The organism is Deinococcus misasensis DSM 22328, from assembly GCF_000745915.1.
Classification (GTDB): Bacteria; Deinococcota; Deinococci; order Deinococcales; family Deinococcaceae; genus Deinococcus_C; species Deinococcus_C misasensis.
Window position 1 is genome coordinate 181015 of sequence record NZ_JQKG01000002.1, and the last position, 18265, is coordinate 199279.

General features: G+C 54.6%; 18 protein-coding genes and 1 riboswitch. Of the genes, 6 read left to right on the plus strand and 12 right to left on the minus strand.

The features are described from left to right. Window positions 1–38: 38 nt before the first annotated feature. The 9 genes from nrdF to Q371_RS02645 form a co-directional block, all read right to left on the minus strand. Complete coding sequence (nrdF, locus tag Q371_RS02600; protein ID WP_034335622.1) at window positions 39–1019, minus strand: class 1b ribonucleoside-diphosphate reductase subunit beta; 981 nt, start codon at window positions 1017–1019, stop codon at window positions 39–41. Beyond that, window positions 1007–3115, minus strand: coding sequence for a class 1b ribonucleoside-diphosphate reductase subunit alpha (nrdE, locus tag Q371_RS02605; protein WP_211253790.1), 2109 nt, complete (start codon window positions 3113–3115; stop codon window positions 1007–1009). The genes nrdF and nrdE overlap by 13 nt, the downstream gene beginning before the upstream one ends. Beyond that, on the minus strand, window positions 3024–3464 hold the full coding sequence (nrdI, locus tag Q371_RS02610) for a class Ib ribonucleoside-diphosphate reductase assembly flavoprotein NrdI (RefSeq protein WP_084571182.1): 441 nt from the start codon (window positions 3462–3464) through the stop codon (window positions 3024–3026). Before nrdI ends, nrdE begins: the two co-directional genes overlap by 92 nt. A gap of 155 nt (window positions 3465–3619) precedes the next feature. Further along, a riboswitch (cobalamin riboswitch) is annotated at window positions 3620–3733 on the minus strand. A 319-nt stretch (window positions 3734–4052) separates the two neighbouring features. After that, complete coding sequence (locus Q371_RS02620) at window positions 4053–5504, minus strand: diguanylate cyclase (protein ID WP_034335630.1); 1452 nt, start codon at window positions 5502–5504, stop codon at window positions 4053–4055. An 89-nt stretch (window positions 5505–5593) separates the two neighbouring features. Continuing rightward, the gene (locus Q371_RS02625) at window positions 5594–6679 is read right to left on the minus strand and encodes a sensor histidine kinase (protein ID WP_034335632.1); all 1086 of its coding nucleotides are present in this window, start codon (window positions 6677–6679) and stop codon (window positions 5594–5596) included. Window positions 6680–6683: 4 nt separating this feature from the next. Next, window positions 6684–7358, minus strand: coding sequence for a response regulator transcription factor (locus Q371_RS02630; RefSeq protein WP_034335634.1), 675 nt, complete (start codon window positions 7356–7358; stop codon window positions 6684–6686). A gap of 53 nt (window positions 7359–7411) precedes the next feature. Then, a complete protein-coding gene (locus Q371_RS02635) occupies window positions 7412–7984 on the minus strand; it encodes a DUF305 domain-containing protein (protein WP_034335636.1) in 573 nt (190 codons plus the stop codon). Between the two features lie 180 nt (window positions 7985–8164). Next, on the minus strand, window positions 8165–8638 hold the full coding sequence (locus tag Q371_RS02640) for a DUF6803 family protein (RefSeq protein ID WP_034335638.1): 474 nt from the start codon (window positions 8636–8638) through the stop codon (window positions 8165–8167). Between the two features lie 32 nt (window positions 8639–8670). Then, window positions 8671–9183, minus strand: coding sequence for a CueP family metal-binding protein (locus Q371_RS02645; RefSeq protein ID WP_034335641.1), 513 nt, complete (start codon window positions 9181–9183; stop codon window positions 8671–8673). 282 nt (window positions 9184–9465) lie between these two features. Between Q371_RS02645 and Q371_RS02650 the strand changes: the two genes are divergently transcribed. Beyond that, on the plus strand, window positions 9466–11250 hold the full coding sequence (locus tag Q371_RS02650; RefSeq protein ID WP_051963104.1) for a putative bifunctional diguanylate cyclase/phosphodiesterase: 1785 nt from the start codon (window positions 9466–9468) through the stop codon (window positions 11248–11250). A 61-nt stretch (window positions 11251–11311) separates the two neighbouring features. On the opposite strand, the gene Q371_RS02655 is transcribed toward Q371_RS02650, so the two are convergent. Beyond that, window positions 11312–11716, minus strand: coding sequence for a hypothetical protein (locus tag Q371_RS02655; RefSeq protein ID WP_034335643.1), 405 nt, complete (start codon window positions 11714–11716; stop codon window positions 11312–11314). A 422-nt stretch (window positions 11717–12138) separates the two neighbouring features. Then, window positions 12139–12849 carry a DUF3159 domain-containing protein gene (locus Q371_RS02665; protein ID WP_034335649.1) on the minus strand — a complete coding sequence of 237 codons (711 nt, stop codon included), beginning with the start codon at window positions 12847–12849 and terminating at the stop codon, window positions 12139–12141. 451 nt (window positions 12850–13300) lie between these two features. Here Q371_RS02665 and Q371_RS25150 point away from each other — a divergent pair, with 451 nt between their 5' ends. Together Q371_RS25150 and Q371_RS02680 are read left to right on the plus strand one after the other, a co-directional pair. Beyond that, window positions 13301–14641, plus strand: coding sequence for an Ig-like domain-containing protein (locus Q371_RS25150; RefSeq protein ID WP_051963105.1), 1341 nt, complete (start codon window positions 13301–13303; stop codon window positions 14639–14641). A gap of 117 nt (window positions 14642–14758) precedes the next feature. Then, the gene (locus tag Q371_RS02680; protein ID WP_051963106.1) at window positions 14759–15910 is read left to right on the plus strand and encodes an AI-2E family transporter; all 1152 of its coding nucleotides are present in this window, start codon (window positions 14759–14761) and stop codon (window positions 15908–15910) included. Window positions 15911–16011: 101 nt separating this feature from the next. Here the strand turns inward: Q371_RS02680 and Q371_RS02685 are convergent, their stop codons facing one another. Then, window positions 16012–16272 carry a hypothetical protein gene (locus Q371_RS02685; RefSeq protein WP_034335654.1) on the minus strand — a complete coding sequence of 87 codons (261 nt, stop codon included), beginning with the start codon at window positions 16270–16272 and terminating at the stop codon, window positions 16012–16014. 257 nt (window positions 16273–16529) lie between these two features. On the opposite strand from Q371_RS02685, the gene Q371_RS02690 reads away from it, so the two are divergent. Genes Q371_RS02690 through Q371_RS25155 form a run of 3 tightly spaced genes read left to right on the plus strand, consistent with a single transcriptional unit; the run spans window position 16530 to window position 18255 of the window. Beyond that, the gene (locus Q371_RS02690) at window positions 16530–17090 is read left to right on the plus strand and encodes a hypothetical protein (RefSeq protein WP_051963107.1); all 561 of its coding nucleotides are present in this window, start codon (window positions 16530–16532) and stop codon (window positions 17088–17090) included. Further along, complete coding sequence (locus Q371_RS02695; RefSeq protein WP_051963108.1) at window positions 17091–17699, plus strand: GNAT family N-acetyltransferase; 609 nt, start codon at window positions 17091–17093, stop codon at window positions 17697–17699. After that, window positions 17692–18255 carry a TetR/AcrR family transcriptional regulator gene (locus tag Q371_RS25155; RefSeq protein WP_051963109.1) on the plus strand — a complete coding sequence of 188 codons (564 nt, stop codon included), beginning with the start codon at window positions 17692–17694 and terminating at the stop codon, window positions 18253–18255. The genes Q371_RS02695 and Q371_RS25155 overlap by 8 nt, the downstream gene beginning before the upstream one ends. Window positions 18256–18265 lie beyond the last annotated feature (10 nt).

The following is an 18265-nucleotide window of genomic DNA, read 5'->3' on the forward strand; positions in this document are numbered from 1 at the left end:
CCAGAGGGCTTTTCCACCCTCTGGCACGAAGGCCATGCTCAGAACACGAAGTCTTCGTCTTGCAGGGTTTCCACTTTGGTGGTTTTGATGTACCCGTTGCCCTTGGTGGAGAAAAAGTCGTGGTTGCGGGTTTCGGTGCGCAGTCCCGAGAACACCACTGGATGCACGTCGTTTTCAGTGACCTGAAAGTGAGGATCAAACCCGAGGTTCATCAGGGCTTTGTCTGCGTTGTACCGTGAGAATTGCAGCACTTCTCGGGTCAGGCCGATGGGGTCGTACAGCTCTGCGGTGTACTGTTCTTCGATGCGGTGCAGGTCTTCCAGAATGCCCAGAATGTCTTCTCTCAGGGCATTTTGTTCTGTGGGGCCTGCTTTTTCAAAGTGCTGTTGGGCCAGCATCCCCACGTACACCCCGTGCACCGACTCGTCCCGGATGATCAAATTGATGATTTCTCCGCTGGACACCAGTTTGCCCTGTCCAGCAAGGTACAGCGGGTAAAAGAAACCCGAGTAGAACAAAAAGGACTCCAGAAACACACTGGTGCCCATCGCGAGGTACAGGTCACGCTCACTCTGGATGGAGGTGTATTTTTCGTGCACGTACCGGAGTTTGGCCTGCAAGTGGGGGTTTCCCTGCACCCAATCGAAGACCTCCGAAATGCGTTTGGTGGTGCACAGCGTAGAGAAAATGCTGCTGTAGCTCTTGGCGTGCATGTGCTCCATGGCACCCATGAAAGACAGGACACTTTTGGCCTGCAAACCCGGCACAAAAGAAGAAATCTGCGGCATGCCCACACCACCCTGCTCGGTGTCAAGGAGGGTCAGACCACCCAGCACCTGTTCGTAAGTGTGCTGTTCGGCTCTGGAGAGGGCCATGTGGTCCAGTTTGTCGTCTGCCAGAGGGATTTCTTCATCCACCCAGAATTGGCGCACGTTCTGGTCCCAGAACAGTTTGGAGATGGGGTCTTCGGGAACATTCCAGTTGACGGCCTCGAAGGAGGTTCTTTCTAGATGGCGCATGAGATGCATTCCTCCACACTGAGATTGCGGGTTCGGGTGTAGTACAGGCTCTTGAGGCCCTTGAAGTGGGCGTACACGTACAGTCGGGCCAGTTCACGGGTGGTGGTTTCACTGGTGACGTACAGGATGCTGGAGATGCCTTGATCCACATGCTGCTGGATTTCTGCGACCAGATCGATCACTTTCATCATGTCCATGTGGTAGGCGGATTTGTAAAAGAAGATGGTGGAGTGGTCCAGAAACGGCATCGGGTAGTGGGTGGTGGCATTGCCGTAGGTTCGGGTTTCCACCAGATCCACCACCGGCATGATCGAAGGGGTGGAATTCTGAATGTAGGAGATGCTCTGGGTGGGGGCAATCGCCATGCGGTAAGCGTGGTACATGCCGTGCTGCTGCACCTCTTGCTTCAGGCGGCTCCAGTCCTGAGGGGTGGGAATGCTTTTCCCAGAGAACACCCCCCTGACTTTTTCCGTTCTGGGAGAGAAATCCTCTGTCAGGTACTTCTCGAAGTACGCCCCTGTACCGTAATCGGAACGCTCGAAGTCCTTGAAGCGCACCCCTTTCTCGCGGGCAATCTGCATGCTGCGCTCAATGGAATAAAAATTGACCATCATGAAGAAGGTCCGCACAAAATCTCGGGCCTCTTCGCTTTCGTAGCGGATGTGGTTTTTGGCCAGAAACCCGTGCAGGTTCATCGCCCCGAGGCCCACCGCGTGGTAATCGCTGTTGGCCTGACGCACCCCGGGCGCATTGGGCACGTTTGAAAGGTCACTGACGGCAGTGAGGGCGTCCATTCCGGTGTGGACGCTCTCCTGAAGACTGCCTTTTTCCATCACGTTCACGATGTTGAGCGAACCCAGATTGCAGCACACGTCATGCCCGATCTGGTCTTTTTCGCCGTAATCGGTGATGTCAGAGGTGCTCTGGATCTGGAAAATCTCGGTGCACAGGTTGGACATGCGGATCCGCCCGAGGCTTTTCAGCGGATTCATGCGGTTCGCCGTGCTGGTGTAAATGATGTAAGGGTAACCTGACTCGAATTGGGTGGTGGCAATCTGGATCAGCATGTCCCGAGCGTTCAATTGCTTTTTGACGATGCCGGGATGGGCCACCAGTTCGTCGTAAATCAGATCGATGTTCAGGTCATCGAGGTGCTTGCCGAACACCTGCCGAACGGACAGGGGCGCAAAAACGTAATAGGGCTTGTTTTCGCGGGCCAGTTCAAAAAACTTGTCTGGAACCAGCAAACCCAGAGAAAGCGTTTGAATGCGGCTTTTCTCATCGGCGTTGATTTTTTTGGTGTCCAGAAACTCCTGCACATCCCAGTGGAACACGTTCAGGTACACCGCTCCGGCCCCTTTTCGCTGGCCCATCTGGTCGGCGTAGTTGAAAGCATCTTCCAGCAGTTTCATGACCGGAACCACACCTTTGGCAGCGTGGGCGACCCCTTTGATGGATTCTCCTCTGGCACGCAGTTTGGACAGGTTCAAAGCCACCCCTCCGCCAATTTTGGAAAGCTGCATGGCGGTGTTCAAATGAAACCCAATGGAGTTCAGGCTGTCATCGAGGTCCAGCAGAAAACAGGACACCAACTCTCCCCTTCTGGCCCGACCGGCATTCAGAAAAGTGGGTGTCGCAGGCTGGTAACGCTGTTCCATCATGGCTTTCACCAGTTTGCGGGCCAGTTCCATGTTGCCTCTGGCCAGGTGCAGGGCAACCGCCACCACCCGGTCAGGATAGGTTTCCAGATACTGCTTTTTGTCGTTGCTTTTCAGGGCGTAATCCTTATAGAACTTGGAAATCGCCATGTAGGACTGAAAAGCAAAAGGCAAGCTGTGGGCCAGTTCGTGGATCTCCTGCACCTGCTGGGGGGTGTAGGTCTGGAAAAAATCCTCGTAGAGGTTCTCCTGAATCAGGGTGCGCATGCGCTTCAAAGGCGAGGTGAACGTGCGAAGCTGCTCCTGAATTTCCTGTTCAAAAGCCTGCACGGCTTCGCGGTCCAGTTCAAGTTGGAAGAAGCCGTCTTTCTTCTGAAGCACCTGACTGTTGAGTTCGAGGCTGCGCAAATTCCTGCTCTGGGTGGCGGTGGTGTTCAAGTCGTTGTGCTCCTTCAAGAAAACAGGCCACGTCCTGAGGACGGCCCGAGAGTTCAAATTTCATCAGGACCGGGATGTTCCACTGCTGGGCAATCCGGTCGGCACTGCGGGCGTAATTCTTGCCCCAGTTGCGGTTTCCACTTCCAGCCACCGCCAGCACATGCTGGTGGTTGTGCTGCATGAAACGCTGGATTTCCTCTGGCACCTCACCCATTCCGGTGGTGTAGGTGATCAACAGGCAGGGTTCTTGCACCCGTTCCTGTCCAGAGGTGATTTTTTGTGCAGGCAAAGCCAATTTTTGAACAAAACGGGTCACATTGCCCGTTCTGGAGGCATAAACAATCAGCATGACAGACCTCACCTGCAGGTGCAGGTTGGGAAAGAAAACGTCAAAATGCTGGCTTTGCAGCCAGTCTGCCGATTGGGATTGTCATGAGGTGGAATGAACCATGTCGCTCTTTCAGAGGCGATGGGTGGAATTCACGTGTTTTCACGTGCCCTGATCGCGAGGATTGAATTCTGGTGGGCATTCGGACTTCCCTTGCAGGGTCACCGTTGCGCGTCAGTCCCGGAGTCTCACCGGAGTTCCCCCATTGCACCTGCAATCAAGCAGTTGTATGCAACGTTCTTTCGAACACCAGACATGTACATCATACTGATTTGCAGCCTTGGGTCAAGGGTGCCAATGCAGGGTCAGCGCAAAATTGCTGTCAGGCCATGCCAACACCAAGAGCCATCAGCCGTCAGCGATCAGCGGTCAGCCAGAAGGATGGTTTTCTTGCTGCCTGTTGAACTGAAAATCTGAGTGGCCTTCCGTTTGTGTCTTTTTGTTTTGCTGTTTGCAAAAGCTTCAAGGTGAGCTTTTTGCTGAAAGCTCAGGGCTGATCGCTGAACGCTTTTTCAAGTGACATGCCAAAAGTCAGACTTTGCGCTTACCCTACAGAGCGACCTCCTGCACCACCGTCAGGACCACCTGTTCCTGATGCTGCAACACCAGAGGGATTTTTTTCACCAGATAGCGTTTGTGCTGCTGGTTTTCGGTGATGCCCTCCACCATGAAGGTTTGGGGACATCCATCTTGCAAAACTTGCCGTTCCACCTGTTGGCTGTGCGCTTCATGGTCCGGGTTTCCTGCCACATCCAGCACCACCAGAGCCAGTTTCATGAAACGTGCACTCTCTGGACTGGTCAACAGCAACTCACCTGTGCACTTGCGGGCATAGACCACCACATGCAGGTCATTCAACACGAAGAACAGCACAGCTTGCTGCAAGAGCACCTGTTGTTGCCCATCCAGAGCCGTTGGCACAGGGTCTTCTGCCCGTTGAACTGGAAGCAACGTGCCTGTGCGGTTGCGCCCTGCATGCTTGGCTTCGTAAAGCTGCTGGTCTGCTTGTTCAAGGGCTGGCTTGATCCCTTCGCCAAGCCAGCTCAGGCCAGCACTGCAGGTCAGGGGCTGCTCGATCACCTTGAGGTGTTCAGCGACGTGCACTGTGATGGCTTTCCTGAGGCGCTCTGCGATGTCGTAGGCCCTCTGGTGCTCGGGATGGTGGATCATCACCAGAAATTCTTCTCCGCCCATGCGGTACACCTGATCTCCAGAGCGGGTGTGGCTTTGCAAAACCCGGCCCACTGTGATGAGGGCCTGATCGCCAATGCCGTGCCCATAGGTGTCGTTGATGCGCTTGAAATGGTCGAGGTCCAACGCCAGCAGGTGCGCGGCCAGAGGGAAATTCCTCTGGTCCTGCTCGAATTTGCGACGGTTGCCCAGTCCGGTCAAGGGATCCAGCAGGGCGGCTTGCTGCATCTGCTCACTGAACTGCATCAGGTGTTTTTTGTGTCGCAAAATCATCGCAGAGGTCAGCAAACCTGCCACGGTTGCTGCGTACAGCACGGGCACCACCGTCTGAAACAGAACAAATCCCTCTGGAACCAGAAAGAAGCCCACGATGGGGGCGAGAGAGACCATCAACACCATGCCCAGTTGGTCTTCGGCGGCCTTGTTCTGGCGCACCGACATCTGGTGGGCCAGTCCCGAAAACACCACCATGGCCAGCAAGGCAAACAGGGAGGGCACAGCACCTGCACCCCCCAGGTGATATCGGTAAAGGGCAACAGGAATGATGGTCAAAAAAGCCCAGAGGTAACCGTGTCGCATTCCCATCAGCAAAATGGGCACACAGCGCAGGTCAATCAAAAGGGATCCGCTGAGTTGGACTGGAAAAGCCAGCAAAATCAGTGCAGACACCGAGGAAATCAAGAGTTCATACAGGCGATACAGGTTTTTTTGTTTTTCGGTGGGCTGAAAAACGATGGCAAACGTTCTCAAGTAACTCAGGGCGGCCAGCAGGGCAAGATTGATGGTGATCCCTGTCAACAAGTGCAACACCTGAGGTCCCTCCTTGACTGGACGCTGTGTATCCATCATTACATTTTTGAGTCAAAAAGTCATCAGGTTTGATGCAAAAAATGCCGAATTCATGGGCTTTCTTGTTGCAATTGCACCACAAAGCAGGTCTGTCCGGGTTGGCTTTCCACCTGAACGGTGCCTCCCATCAATTCGGTCAGACCCTTCACGATGGTCAGCCCCACACCCGAGCCTCCATCGTGGCGGTTGCGGTGGGCATCAATGCGGTAAAAGCGGTCAAAAATCCGGCCGAGGTGCTCTGCTGGAATGCCACTCCCATTGTCCTGCACTTTGAACAGCACCTGCTTGCCGTGTTTTTCTGCCTGCACAGCGACTGTGCCCTTGGTGGGGGTGTGCCTCAGGGCATTGGACAGCAGGTTGTTCAGCACCTGCGATAGGCGTTCCTGATCGGCATGAACCTGCAATTCTTCCTGAGAACTGACCTGCAAAGCCACCCCTTTGTCTTCAAAAGCCGCCCGGAAACGTTCTTGCAGGTCATCCAGCACCCCCGAGACCTGCACGGGCTTCATTTGCAACTCGATTTTGCCTGCTTCCACACGACTGACCAGACTGAGGTCCTGCACCAGACGCTCCATGCCGCGCACTTCGGTCAGGATGCGGGACGCCACCTCGTCTTTGTCCATCACCCCATCCTGCAAACCTTCTGAGTACCCTTTGAGGGCAGACAGGGGGGTCCTCAGGTCGTGGGCCACATGGGTGATCATCTCGATGCGGGTGCGTTCCACATCTTCCAGCGTCTGGGCCATGCGGTTGAAATTGCGGGCCAGCAAGGAAAGCTCGTCGTTGCCTTGCACCAGAAGGCGTTCATGGTAGTGACCCGAGCTGATCGCCTGACTGCCTTCGCTGAGTTTCTGGACCGATTTCACCACCCGGCGCATCACAAAATGGGTGGTGACCAGTCCCATCAGAACCGCCACAGGCAACGCCAGCAAAATGGCGGAAGTGAGGGTGTTGCGAAATCCTTCTTCCAGTTCTGCCCGCATCTGGTCCCCCTGCTCTGGAACCGAATGCATCATGTCCTGAATGTGCTCCTGATAAAAGAACGGGGCAGACACCTCAGCGACCACCAGAACCACCACCAGAACCACCAGACTGACCAGCAGGTGGGTCAGGAACAGCTTCGGGTAAAGCTTCATCCTTTCACCCTTGACCCAGTTCCTTCAGGCGGTACCCCACGCCCCGCACCGTTTCAATGAAAGAGGGGTTCTCGGGGTCGTCTTGCAGCTTCTTGCGGAGGTTCTTGACGTGCACATCCACCACCCGGTCCATCTCTGGAAAGTCGCTGCCCCACACCCGATTCAGCAACCTTTCCCTGCTCCAGACCATGCCGGGGGTGCTCAGGAATGCAGAGAGCAAATCAAACTCCAGTTTGGAAAGCTGGATTTCCTCACCAGAGAGCCACACCTGATGGGAAGCCGGTTTGACGGTCAGGGTTCCGTACTCCAGGGTCTCACGGATGCCTGCCCGACGTGCCAGAGCCCGAATCCGTGCGGTGACCTCTCTGGGCGAGAAAGGCTTCACCACATAATCGTCTGCTCCAGCATCCAGACCCTGAAGTTTGTCTCCCTCTTCCGCTCTGGCGGTGAGCAGCAAAATGGGTTTGATGCAATCCCTCTGGCGCAGGGTCTCGATCACCTGCAAACCCGAGAGGGCAGGCATCATCCAGTCGATGATCAACAGGTCGGCCTCGGGTTCCTGTTGCAAACCTTCCTCACCGTTCAGGGCCTGCAGCACGGTGTGCCCGTCCTGTTGCAGGTAGGCTTGCAAGATGTGGTGGATGTTGGGATCATCGTCCATGATCAGGATGCGGGCCATGGTTCTCCTTCAGGTTCAAGAGAAAAGCCCTTTTGGGGCTTTCTCCTTTTTGCTTATTTCAACAACCACATTTTAAACGCGTGCATCTCTCCTGCTTGCGCCACCACGATGTCTCTGGCAAGGTTCAGGACAGTGCGGTTTTCCGATTTCTCCAGAGCCATGTTGGCCATGTGGATGGCACTGGCATGGTGGGGCAGCATGCCTTTCACGAAGGCGGTGTCTGCATCTTTGGCCCCTTTGACCATGTCGGTCATGCCCTGCATCCCAGACATCATCATTTTGGCCATTTTGCTGTCGTTGCCCCCAAGGGTTTTCAGCAGGGCTTGCATCTCTTTGATTTCTTTTTGCTGGGCAGTGATGATGTCATTGGCCCACTTTTTGACCTGTGGGTCTTTGCTTTTGGGCAACACGGCTTTTGCCATGTCCACGGCTTCTTGGTGGTGGGGAATCATCATGCTGATGAAGGCCCGATCAAAATTCTTGCCCGAGAGTTTCATCAGGCCACCCATGTCCATGGTGCTGCCCATTTGCATCTGCATGGCCTGCTGGGAGTGCATGCTGTGGTCCATTTGTGCGCTTGCTTGGCCAAAAGCCATCAGGGTCAGGAGGATCAGTGTGGGTTTCATGCTTTCACTCTAGAAAGCTTGTGTGTAATTTCCGTAAAGACCCCCTGAGGGTGTGCTGGGGTGAGTGGACAGTTTACAGTGGACCGTCCAGAGCAAGCAGAACCACCCACACCGTTTGTGTGACAAAACACAGGAAGCCAAAAAAAACCGGACCAGAGGCCCGGACATGGGAAGGTGCCCTCACATCAAGAGGTGGGGGCTGAGCATCCCGAAAATCATGGCGATGTGGGCCACCACCAGAAAAACACCAACCATCACAGCATGGTTTTTGAGTTTCAGGATCTCGTCTTTGCCCCTCATGATCAGTCCAGAGTCAATCAATGCCATGCCCACCAGAGGCACCACCCCCAAAAGGTAGAATCCCACTGCAATCACATCGAACGGTCCCCTCCACAAGCCCTGTGTGGTCAGGGGAACGACCGCTGTGCTGAACAGGTACACGAACACCCCCAGAAAATACACCCCCACAAACATCCCGGCGTATCCATTCCAGCGTTTGAGCCTGCCCGTGGTGTTGCGACTGAACAGCACGTACAGTTCGGTCACCGCAATGAACTCTGCGAGGATCACCGGAATGGCCATGAACAGGATCAGGTTCCACGGTTGGTTGGTGGCGAGAAGCTCCATGTAGTGGGTCATTTGCATGTTGTCCATAAACTCACCTCTGTGGGTTCACTTCTGTGGGTTCACTTCTGTTGGAAAGTGGTGATGCAGGTGTCGCTGGTTTTCTGGGTGGCAATGGTGCCAGAGGCGCTTTTTCCAGCAGCTTTGAGGGTGACGGTGTAGGTGCGGTTGCGGGGCAGCCAGAGTTCCAGAAAGCCGTTGGGCAGGGTTTTGACGGTGCGGTTCATGACGGTGGTGCCAGAGGCGGTTTTGACCAGCACATCCACGCTCTGGTTTTGCATCTCTCCGGTGCAACTGGACATGAAGTGGGTTTTGCAGGGGTGGGTTTTGTTGATGTAGGGGGCGATGGCAATCACCATCTGGTCGGCAGGCAAGGGAACCTTGGTGGTTTGACCATCTGGGAAAGTGAATTCAATGTTCTCGGGGGTCACGAAGCTTTTCACGCCAGTGGTGCTGGTCCGCCAGAGGTTGGCCAGTTTCATGGCTTCTTTGGGGGTGGCGTTTTGCAGTTTCTCGGGACCGATCTGGGCCAGTGCGGTGCTGCTCAAGAGGAGCAGGAGGGGAAGGTGTTTCATGTTCAGGTCTCCTTGCTGAATTTCGTGCTTTCAGCATAGGAAGGCCGTGTGAAGTTTGTGTAAAGCTTCACATGCCTGTTGAAATTCCCAAGTGTTCTTTAAGAATAAATGTAAGCACTTTGATGTTTAACCCAAATAACTCAATACGTTTGAGAAAAGAAATTTCAAATCGAGAAGATAAAAACCGAAAACGTTTACAGCAAAGAAAACTGTAAGAAAAGTTTACGTAAACTGCCAGAGATCCTGCCAGCCTGAGCATTCCACAGGCAGGTTGACTCTGCCATGGACAAACCTCTTTTCCCTGAACCTTCCAATGCTCCACCTCAAAACCCTGCATTTGAGGCCACAATCGACAGCTCACAACACCTGCACAATCGCCTAAAGCGCCTTGAAACCCACCAGCAACTGGCAGCCCAGACCACTGGAATCGGCTTCTGGAGCATCCACGGTCACCACCTGCAATTTGAACTGGATGCCATCACCCGAAAAATGCTTGGCCTGCCTGAAGGCCGGGAAACCCTGAGCATCGAAGACACCCTGCAACACGTCAAGCGCAGCGAACAATGGCCGCTCTGGAGCCAGTACATGCAGTTGCTGCCCAGTGGGCAACTGCTCCCAGAGATCCTCATGCAAACCGACCTGCATGTGCACATTCCCGGCGAATCCCCACGCATCTTGCAAATGAAAGCGCGCGTTTTTGGCACAGAAGCACCGCAAAGCCTGCTCGGGGTGGTGTGGGCCAAAGACACCCCCATCCAGCGTCCCGAGTTGCCTTTCATGCACAGAGACCCCCTGACCGGATTGCCCAACCGGGCATACTTCATGGAACGCCTCGGGCAACATTTGCAAATGCACATGCTGTCAAGGCTGTCCTGCGCAGTGCTGTTGCTGGATTTAGACCGCTTCAAAGAGATCAATGAACAGCATGGCAGCCCCCTCGGGGACGAGGTGCTGGTGTCGGTGGCCCGTCGCCTGCAAAGCTGCCTGCCCCCTCAGGACCTGCTCGCCCGCATCGGTGGAGATTCTTTTGCTGTGCTCCTGACGGGCGTGCAGGACCAGAGCACCCCATCCCGCACCGCTGAACGTTTGCTGGACTGTCTCTCACAGGTGCATGCTTTGCCCTCTGGGTTGGAAGTGCATGTGCAGGGAACCATCGGCATTGCTCTGTTTCCACAGGACAGTGAACGGCCCAACCAGTTGCTGGGCTTTGCCGAAGACGCCCTCTCTTATGCCAAGCAACAGGCCCGCAGTGGGTACTTCCATTACCAGCAACATGCCCGTCAGGAGGTGCTGGACCGTCGCACCCTGACCAGAGGACTGATGGAAGCCGTGCAACACCACCACCTTGAATTGCACTACCAGCCGATCATCACGCCCAACCAACCCCAGATCCGAAAAGCCGAAGCTTTGCTGCGCTGGAAACACCCCGAGAAAGGCTACATCAGCCCAGCCGTGTTCATCCCTCTGGCCGAAGAAACCGGCATGATTCACCTGCTTGGCGAATGGGTACAGGACACCGTGATCCAGCAAATTCAGGCATGGGACCAAGAAGGGCTTCCACCCATCACCGTGTCCATCAACATTTCTGCACGGCAGTTTTTGCAACCCGGCAGCATGCAGCACTTCTTGCAGCAACTGGAAAACCACGGCATCCCACCAGAACGCATCATCATCGAAATCACCGAAAGCGTGTTCCTGCAAGACCAGCAGCAGGTGGAGCAGCAATTTAAACTGCTTCAACAGGCCGGAATTCGGATTGCTCTGGATGATTTCGGAACCGGGTACTCCAGCCTTGGTTACCTCACCCGGTTCAATCCGCATTACATCAAGATTGACCGCAGTTTCGTGAACCAGATTGGCTCTGGTCAGAGTGATCCGATCATCGAAGCGATCCTCTCGATGGGACATCACCTGAACAAAACCCTGATCGCCGAGGGCGTGGAAACCCCCAAGCAGGCCCAGTGGCTCACCGAAAGGGGCTGCCACCACTTGCAGGGTTACCTGTTTTCAAGGCCCGTCAATGCACAAAACTTTTCGGCTCTGGTGCGGAATTTTTCCAAGGAATAACGTTATTCCTGATTCCTGAAAGGCCGACCTGCTGCATGTGCAACAAGTCAACCTCAAAACATCAGGGGGTCAGATCCGCAGCAAGGCGTTTGAGCAGTTCCACTCCATGCTCATATCCCGGACGCATGAACACCAGAGCCACATTGCTCCAGTCCTGCACCGCAGCGACCTCCATGCCCCCTTCCAGCAATTTCAGGTGGGGGTAAGCACCATACTCCACAAAGCAATCAAAATCTCTGGCCACCCCTTCAAGCTTGAGGGTGTTTTCTTCATTCCAGCGCAGCACGTAAGGCAACAGGAAAGCAGGCTTGCCACAACTGCCGCCCAGACCGACCAGAGGCAAACCTTCCACCTCGGGCACGGCGTCTCTCAGACGGGCCCGTTCGAGGAACAACTGGCGGTCTTTCACCTGCTGGGGGGCAGCTTTCAGGCTGGCGACATAAGGTCCAACGTCAAGTTTGGTCATCGGAGATGATCTTACTGCTTTCAGCTGAAGTCAGTTGAACTGACTTCAGCTTGAGTGAAGCGAATGGAAAGGTCAGGACATTGGACAGGGGTTTCAATCCTTGCTGCTGAGATCAGCAACGGATGGTTCTGAAATTTGCCAGAACAAGGGCTGGGCAACGCAGAGCAAACGCAGGGTCCGACTTTTGGCAGGCCAACTGAAAAAGCCGTCAGCGTTCAGCCGTCAGCATTCAGCAAAAAGCTGATCCTGTGGCTTTTGCTTTCGAGAATCAAAAACCACAAAAACAAAGCCAAAACAGGTTTTGGATCTCAAGAAACAGGAGGAAGACTTTCCTTCTTGCTGACGGCTGAACGCTGACGGCTGATGGCTTTCTACACCACCCCGCCAAGGTCAGCGACTTTGCACTCCATTTGTGCACTCCATCAAACCTGAACCATGGCCTTGCTCCACTCTGAAGGTGCAAAAGGGAACCTGAGTTTGCCCCTCAAACCCCACTGCCAGAGCACAAAAATGCCCGTGTAGGCCAGTGCAGTGGAAAGGTAAGCCACTGGAACCATAAATGCCAGTGCCAGAGACAGCCCTTGATTGAACTCGGGGGTGCCAAACGGACCTGTCACCAGATGGAATTTCACGAGGGTGTTCAGGGTCGCCACGGTCAGACCTTTGAGCATCAAAATCACCGTGCTGAGCACAATCAGGCGGTGTCCCCGGTTTTGCAGGAAGTGTTCCACTCTGGGGTCCAGAGGTCCAGCCACGCTCAGGTATTCCCGGATCACGAAACCAAAAAGGGGTTTCTTTATGAGCAAGGAGACGGCTGTGCTGGTGGCCAAAAACAGGCTTCCGCTGGAGTCTTTGAGGGCAAAGGTCAGGCCATCGGTCCACCAGAAACTGCTCAGGCCATTGATCAGGGCAGACAGGGTGAACAGCAACCACACTGGAGAAACTTTGCGGTTTTTGAATTGCATCCCCAAGACATACCCGGCAGGCACCAGAGCCGAAAGCATGAACGCCCCTGTGGGGCCCAACCAGAGGCTGAAGCTGTACCCGGTCCCAAAAAGGTCTTTTTGCAACACCAACACAGGAAAAACCACCGTGATCAGGAGGTGCATCAACACATTCAGGGCAGCCAACATCTCTGGACATTATGCCTGAAAGGGTGGAGGTGTTGAGGGTCAGCGCGACGTCTGAGGTTTGGCATGTCACTTGAGAAAGCGGTCAGCAGTCAGCCATCAGCGGTCAGCAAAAAGCCCATCCAGAGGCTTTTGCTTTCGAAGACCCCAAGATCATATGGCAAGGCCCATTCAAATTTTTGAAGTTCAAAGGATCGGGGACAGCACAGGAGGCTCACAGGGCAAGGGAAAACCCCTAGCAGAACAAACGTTTTCCAAAACCCCAGAGGACAGAAAATGAACTTTCTGCGCTGCATGGCTGTCAATCTGTGCTGACCCTGCCCATTCAGCTCTGGATTTAAACTGGTCCATACCGCTTTAAAATTGGTATCTATAAGGTATTGCACTGGTTTCATATTGGTAACATTTCTGTTACCATCTCAACATCCTTTTTACACCCATTCAAGGAGGTTTCATGTCCAGAGCACGCACCGCCACACTGGCATTGTTGCTGGGATTTGCCCTGTACGGCTGTTCCCAGAGCACCACCCAGGAGCATCAACATGCCATTCCCCAGAGCACACCTGACTTGCGCGCCACTTTCGGAGTGGACAGCGCATGGACTGGAGGGTACAACGGCAGCATCACCCTCAGAAACAACAGCACCAGCAACGTGGAAGGTTGGACCCTGCAGTTCAAATTTGCAGGAGATGCCAGCATCGGTTCCGTCTGGGGGGCTGCAGGCAGTTTCACCCGCAACGCAGACGGAAGCTACACCCTCAAACCCAACAGCTGGGGCGGAGCCACCCTCAAAGCTGGAAGCACCAGTCTGATTCAGTACTCAGGCAATGGGACCTTCAGTGGGGTCACCAGTTGCACCCTGAACGGACAACCCTGCTCTGGAGGAACGGGCAGCGACACCACACCACCCACGGTCAGCTTGCAATCCAGTCAGGCAGACTTCACCGCAGCAGGGACCCTCAACCTGACCGCCACAGCCACCGACAATGTGGGTGTGACCCGGGTGGAGTTCTACCAGAACGATGTGAAAGTCGCAGAAGACACCACCAGTCCGTACACCTTCAGCAAGACGTTTTCAGACAAAACCCAGAACGGCATGTACATGTACACGGCAAAAGCGCTGGACGCTGTGGGCAACAGTGCAGAATCGGGGATGCAGCATGTGCTGGTGGACATCGGAGGCTCTGGAAACACCACCCCTCCTCCGGGCGGGGTTTCTGCCGGACCCGAGACCTTCAGTCAGTTGATGCCCAACGCCACCCAACTGGACCGCTGCGCCACCAGTCCGAATTACGATTTCAGCACCCCCAACCCCATCCTGTCTGAAAGCCCGGTCAGCCGTTTCACTTCAAATGTGCCCTTGACCCTCAGCGTGGTGGACCGGGGCGGCGAGTGGTACGGAGACCGGGTGCTGGTTTTCACCAACCGCAGCAGCAAAATTTTCCACATTGATTGCGCTGTGATCATCTTCAAAGCGGCCAGTGGCAGTGCAAGCCACAATTACTGGAACAGCGTGCAACCCTTCGGGCATCCTCAGCAGGATTATGTCGAGGTGCCGATGGGGAACGGGATTTCCCATTACATCGTGCGTCTCGGGTTCCATGATGTGCCCCTTGACCAGCGCATCGCTTACCCCGGCAAGCCCTTTGAGTACCGCCTCGGAGGATACACTGGCAGCAAGAGTCCGATTTCGGTCACCCAGACCCGAGATTCCGTGCAATTCTTTGCAGAGCTGGACCTGCAGAAGAACGATGCTCTGGTCAAAAAATACGGCACCAAACGTTACGCCAATTGATCCATCCCATTCAAAACACCTTGAGCAAACCTTCAGCAATGGAGGTTTGCTTTTTTGCCCTGCAAAACGTTTGATTTTGCTGCAGTTTCAACAAAAACCCGGTGCTAGCCTGAGCCCATGATGAATGCTTTTGCGGTGGTCTGGCAAAACCCATGGGTGCGTGTGGCCGTTGGGGTTGGGATCGTGTATCTGGTGTTGCAGGTGTTGCCTCTGGTGGCCACGCCCCTGACGGTCTTTCTGCTGGCCTACCTGCTGGCCTACCTGTTCAATCCCATGCTGGACTTTCTGGAAAAACGCAGGGTGAGAAGGAACATTGGCCTGTTGATCGTGCTGTGCATCCTGCTGGGCGTGGTGGGATTGCTGGTCCTTTTGCTCGTGACTGTGTTCAACCAGCTCACGGAATTTCTGGGCCGCCTTCCAGAGTTGATCCAATCCGCCAATCAACTGGTGCAGTCCACCCTGAGGCGCGTCCGTGGTCTCAGTGATGCCCCGATGCTGCAAGACTATGCGGGACAACTCGGGCAGCTCTGGAAGGACAATGTGGCCAACTTTTCGAAAACCGCGGTAGGGTCCTTGCAGGGCATGCTGACCCAGTCGGGCTCTTATATCGTGTCTTTCACCAGTGTGCTGGTGCAGGCCCTGTTCACGGTGATCCTTGCGTTTTATCTGATGGCCGATTACCAGCGGATCAACCGTTCCATGCTCAGGTTGTTTCCAGAGCGGTCACAACCCCGCATGCTGGAGCTTTCCGCCCAGTTCAGTCAGGCAGTGGGTGGGTACCTGAGGGGGCAATTCACCATTGCACTGCTGGAAGGGGCATTGATTGCTCTGGGTTTGTGGATGATTGGCATTCCCTCGGCATTGACCCTTGGATTTGTGGCCGGGGTGTTTGGGATGGTGCCTTATCTCGGGGTGGTGGTGTCGGTGGCCCCGGCTTTGTTGCTGGCCTTCTCACAGGGTTGGACTGCAGTGGGTCTGGTGGTGCTGGTTTTTGTGGTGGTCAACCAGCTCGAAGGCAATGTGCTCTCTCCGTGGGTGCTGGGCAAAACCACCAACCTGCATCCCGCCACCGTGCTGGTCAGCTTGCTGATCGGGGTGGAGTTGTTTGGTGTGCTGGGCACTTTGCTGGCGGTTCCTGCAGCAGCCCTGTTCAAGTTGCTGATCCACAATTACTACCTGTCCAGCCGCCTGTACCGTTCTGCCGAAGCCCACATCCTGCAGGAGAGCACCCTGATCTTGCCTCCATCCAGCCCTCTGGACAAACGCTAAAGCATTGGACAGGAGAACACGAGGGGGCTTTCTGGAAAAGGTTTTTTGAGATGGGAGGATTCAATGAATCCTCCCATCTCACGGATCAACGCAGCAAAACCTCAGATTTGAGGGGCAAGGTGGTGGTTGATGCCTTCGTTGTCCTTGAGGACCAGGGCCTTCAGGAGTTTCTCGCTGCGTTCACGGAACACGTCCAGAGGCTCATGGATCACCACCACCCGGGCAGGGCGTTCATTGCAGGCCTTCAGATACAGTTGGGTGAGGTGGGGCCTCTGGAGCACAGGGTGCATGTCTTCAATCAGGTGCATGGGCAAGGTGGCCACTTCACCATCCGAAGTGAGCACCATGATGAAATCACGCACAGCGGGCACCTGCATAAAAGCAAAATAGCAAAAGAACTGTCACACAAACATTAAAATGCTGATGCGAATCTGACGAAGAACCTCGTTTCATGGTTGTTCTTGTCCAGAACAGTCTTTTGATGAGCCCCTGATCTCTGGCCTGTCAGATGAACTCCATAGACCAACCCAATGTCCTTGTTTGAAAAACAAACAGATTTAAACTCAGATCAAAAACATACCGGACGTCCGGTATGATAATGTGAATGTAAGGAGCACCCATGTTGAGACCCCTCACCCTTCCCCCTTTTTTACACGAAGTTCTTGGAGAGCAAACCACCCCCTTTGAAGTGGCCCTGATCCTGAGCACAGGCCTGCTGTTGCCCCTCTTGATCGTCTTTGTCCATCCAGAGACCTTTGAGGGCTTGCCCTTCTGGAAAAGCCTGCCCGCTGGGCTTCTGATGCTGGACATCGCAGCCGGATGTGTGGCCAATTTCAGCCGGGGCACCAGCAACCACTACGCCCTGAGGCCAGACCAGAGGCGGGTGTTCATGGTCATTCATGTTCACCTGCTGGTCATTGCCCTGCTGCTGGAAGCTTCTTTTTCCTTTGCCCTGATGGTCTGGGTTTACACCCTTCTTGGGGTGCTTTTGGTCAACCGCCTGATCGGGCACCCTTTGCAGGTGTTTGTGGCAGGCGTCTGGACGGTGTGGGGCATCTCGGGGATGCTGCTCACAAACGGCGTGGAACCTGCTTTGCTTCTGATGGGAATGCTTTTTCTGTTCAAAGTGGTGTTCAGTTTCGGGGTGGACCACCACCATGCCTTTCGCAAGGAGGGCTGAATGCACCTCCGTTTGCTGCAACCAGAAGATCACAGGCTGTTCACCGAATTGATGGTACAGGCTTTCTGTGAAGACCCCCTCTTTGTGCACCTGCTGGGCAAACCCGTCCCTTTGCAGAAAGCCAGAGCCCTTGAAAGTTTTCTGTTTGAAAAAGCTTTCCTGATGCAAGAACAGGTCTGGGGCCTCTTAGACCAGCAGGATTTGCTGGCAGCAGCGGTGCTGTCCACGCCAGAATCGAACACCCATCTGACCTTGCCTCTGGTGATCAGAACCCTGAATTTGCTGGGACCTCTGGGTGGTCGAGGCTTACTGCACCTGAATGCCTACCAGCAAAAAGTGCTGCAAAACAGTCCTGCTGTTCCCCACCATTACCTGATTCAGATTGGTGTGCACCCAGAGCAGCAAGGAAAGGGGCTGGGAAAAACCCTGCTGGACAGGCTCTGGGAGGAGGTCTGCCAGCACCCCACCTCGCAAGGCTTGGCCCTGGACACAGAAAATGCAAAGAACGTCTCCCTTTACCAGCACCTGTCGTTTAAACTGACAGCAACAACAGGTTTGCCACCGCTGCACATCCACAGCCTGTTCAGACCCCGAGACGCCCATGCATGACAGCAAAGAACACATCCTGAATTCCGCCCTGCAACTCTTTCTGGAAAAGGGTTTCGAGGCCGCCACCATGATGGATCTGGTGCGGGCCTCGGGGTTTTCCAAAGGGGCGTTTTACCACCACTTCAAGAACAAAGAAGACCTGTACCATGCCACCATCGAACACTTCTTTTTGCGGTATTTTCAGCAGTCTCCCCTGTCAGAAAACCTGTCCCTGAAAGAACTGGCTCTGGGTTTTGCAGGTGGATATGCCCAGATGCTCTCTGAAGTGCAGTTGGTCGCCCCGGACCTGACCGCCTACTACCGTTTTCTGTTCTCGGTGTTGCCAAGGGTTCGCCCAGAGCTGCAGGTGTTTCATCAGCAGGCCAGAGCCGCTCTGGTGCTGGCCATCCAAAGGGACTGTCCCCAGAGCCCCATCCCCCCTGAACAGGCTGCAGACCATGTGCTTTCACTCATTGAAGGTGCAGGTGTGCTGGCCGTGATGCAACAAGTGCCTTTCGAGGCAACAGTCACAAGGCACTTGGAAAGTTACCTGAAATTGCTGCAATCTTCAGAATAAGTGCAGGGTC

Bases quoted from the DNA above. Each gene is read 5' to 3' on its own strand.
- Q371_RS25150 (WP_051963105.1), top strand. From the start codon at position 13,301: ATGTCCAGAGCACGCACCGCCACACTGGCATTGTTGCTGGGATTTGCC.
- Q371_RS02680 (WP_051963106.1), top strand. From the start codon at position 14,759: ATGATGAATGCTTTTGCGGTGGTCTGGCAAAACCCATGGGTGCGTGTG.
- Q371_RS02655 (WP_034335643.1), bottom strand. From the start codon at position 11,716: ATGACCAAACTTGACGTTGGACCTTATGTCGCCAGCCTGAAAGCTGCC.
- Q371_RS02665 (WP_034335649.1), bottom strand. From the start codon at position 12,849: ATGTTGGCTGCCCTGAATGTGTTGATGCACCTCCTGATCACGGTGGTT.
- nrdF (WP_034335622.1), bottom strand. From the start codon at position 1,019: ATGCGCCATCTAGAAAGAACCTCCTTCGAGGCCGTCAACTGGAATGTT.
- Q371_RS02695 (WP_051963108.1), top strand. From the start codon at position 17,091: ATGCACCTCCGTTTGCTGCAACCAGAAGATCACAGGCTGTTCACCGAA.
- Q371_RS02650 (WP_051963104.1), top strand. From the start codon at position 9,466: ATGGACAAACCTCTTTTCCCTGAACCTTCCAATGCTCCACCTCAAAAC.
- Q371_RS02625 (WP_034335632.1), bottom strand. From the start codon at position 6,679: ATGAAGCTTTACCCGAAGCTGTTCCTGACCCACCTGCTGGTCAGTCTG.
- Q371_RS02640 (WP_034335638.1), bottom strand. From the start codon at position 8,638: ATGGACAACATGCAAATGACCCACTACATGGAGCTTCTCGCCACCAAC.
- Q371_RS25155 (WP_051963109.1), top strand. From the start codon at position 17,692: ATGCATGACAGCAAAGAACACATCCTGAATTCCGCCCTGCAACTCTTT.
- Q371_RS02635 (WP_034335636.1), bottom strand. From the start codon at position 7,984: ATGAAACCCACACTGATCCTCCTGACCCTGATGGCTTTTGGCCAAGCA.
- Q371_RS02630 (WP_034335634.1), bottom strand. From the start codon at position 7,358: ATGGCCCGCATCCTGATCATGGACGATGATCCCAACATCCACCACATC.
- nrdI (WP_084571182.1), bottom strand. From the start codon at position 3,464: ATGCTGATTGTTTATGCCTCCAGAACGGGCAATGTGACCCGTTTTGTT.
- Q371_RS02645 (WP_034335641.1), bottom strand. From the start codon at position 9,183: ATGAAACACCTTCCCCTCCTGCTCCTCTTGAGCAGCACCGCACTGGCC.
- Q371_RS02690 (WP_051963107.1), top strand. From the start codon at position 16,530: ATGTTGAGACCCCTCACCCTTCCCCCTTTTTTACACGAAGTTCTTGGA.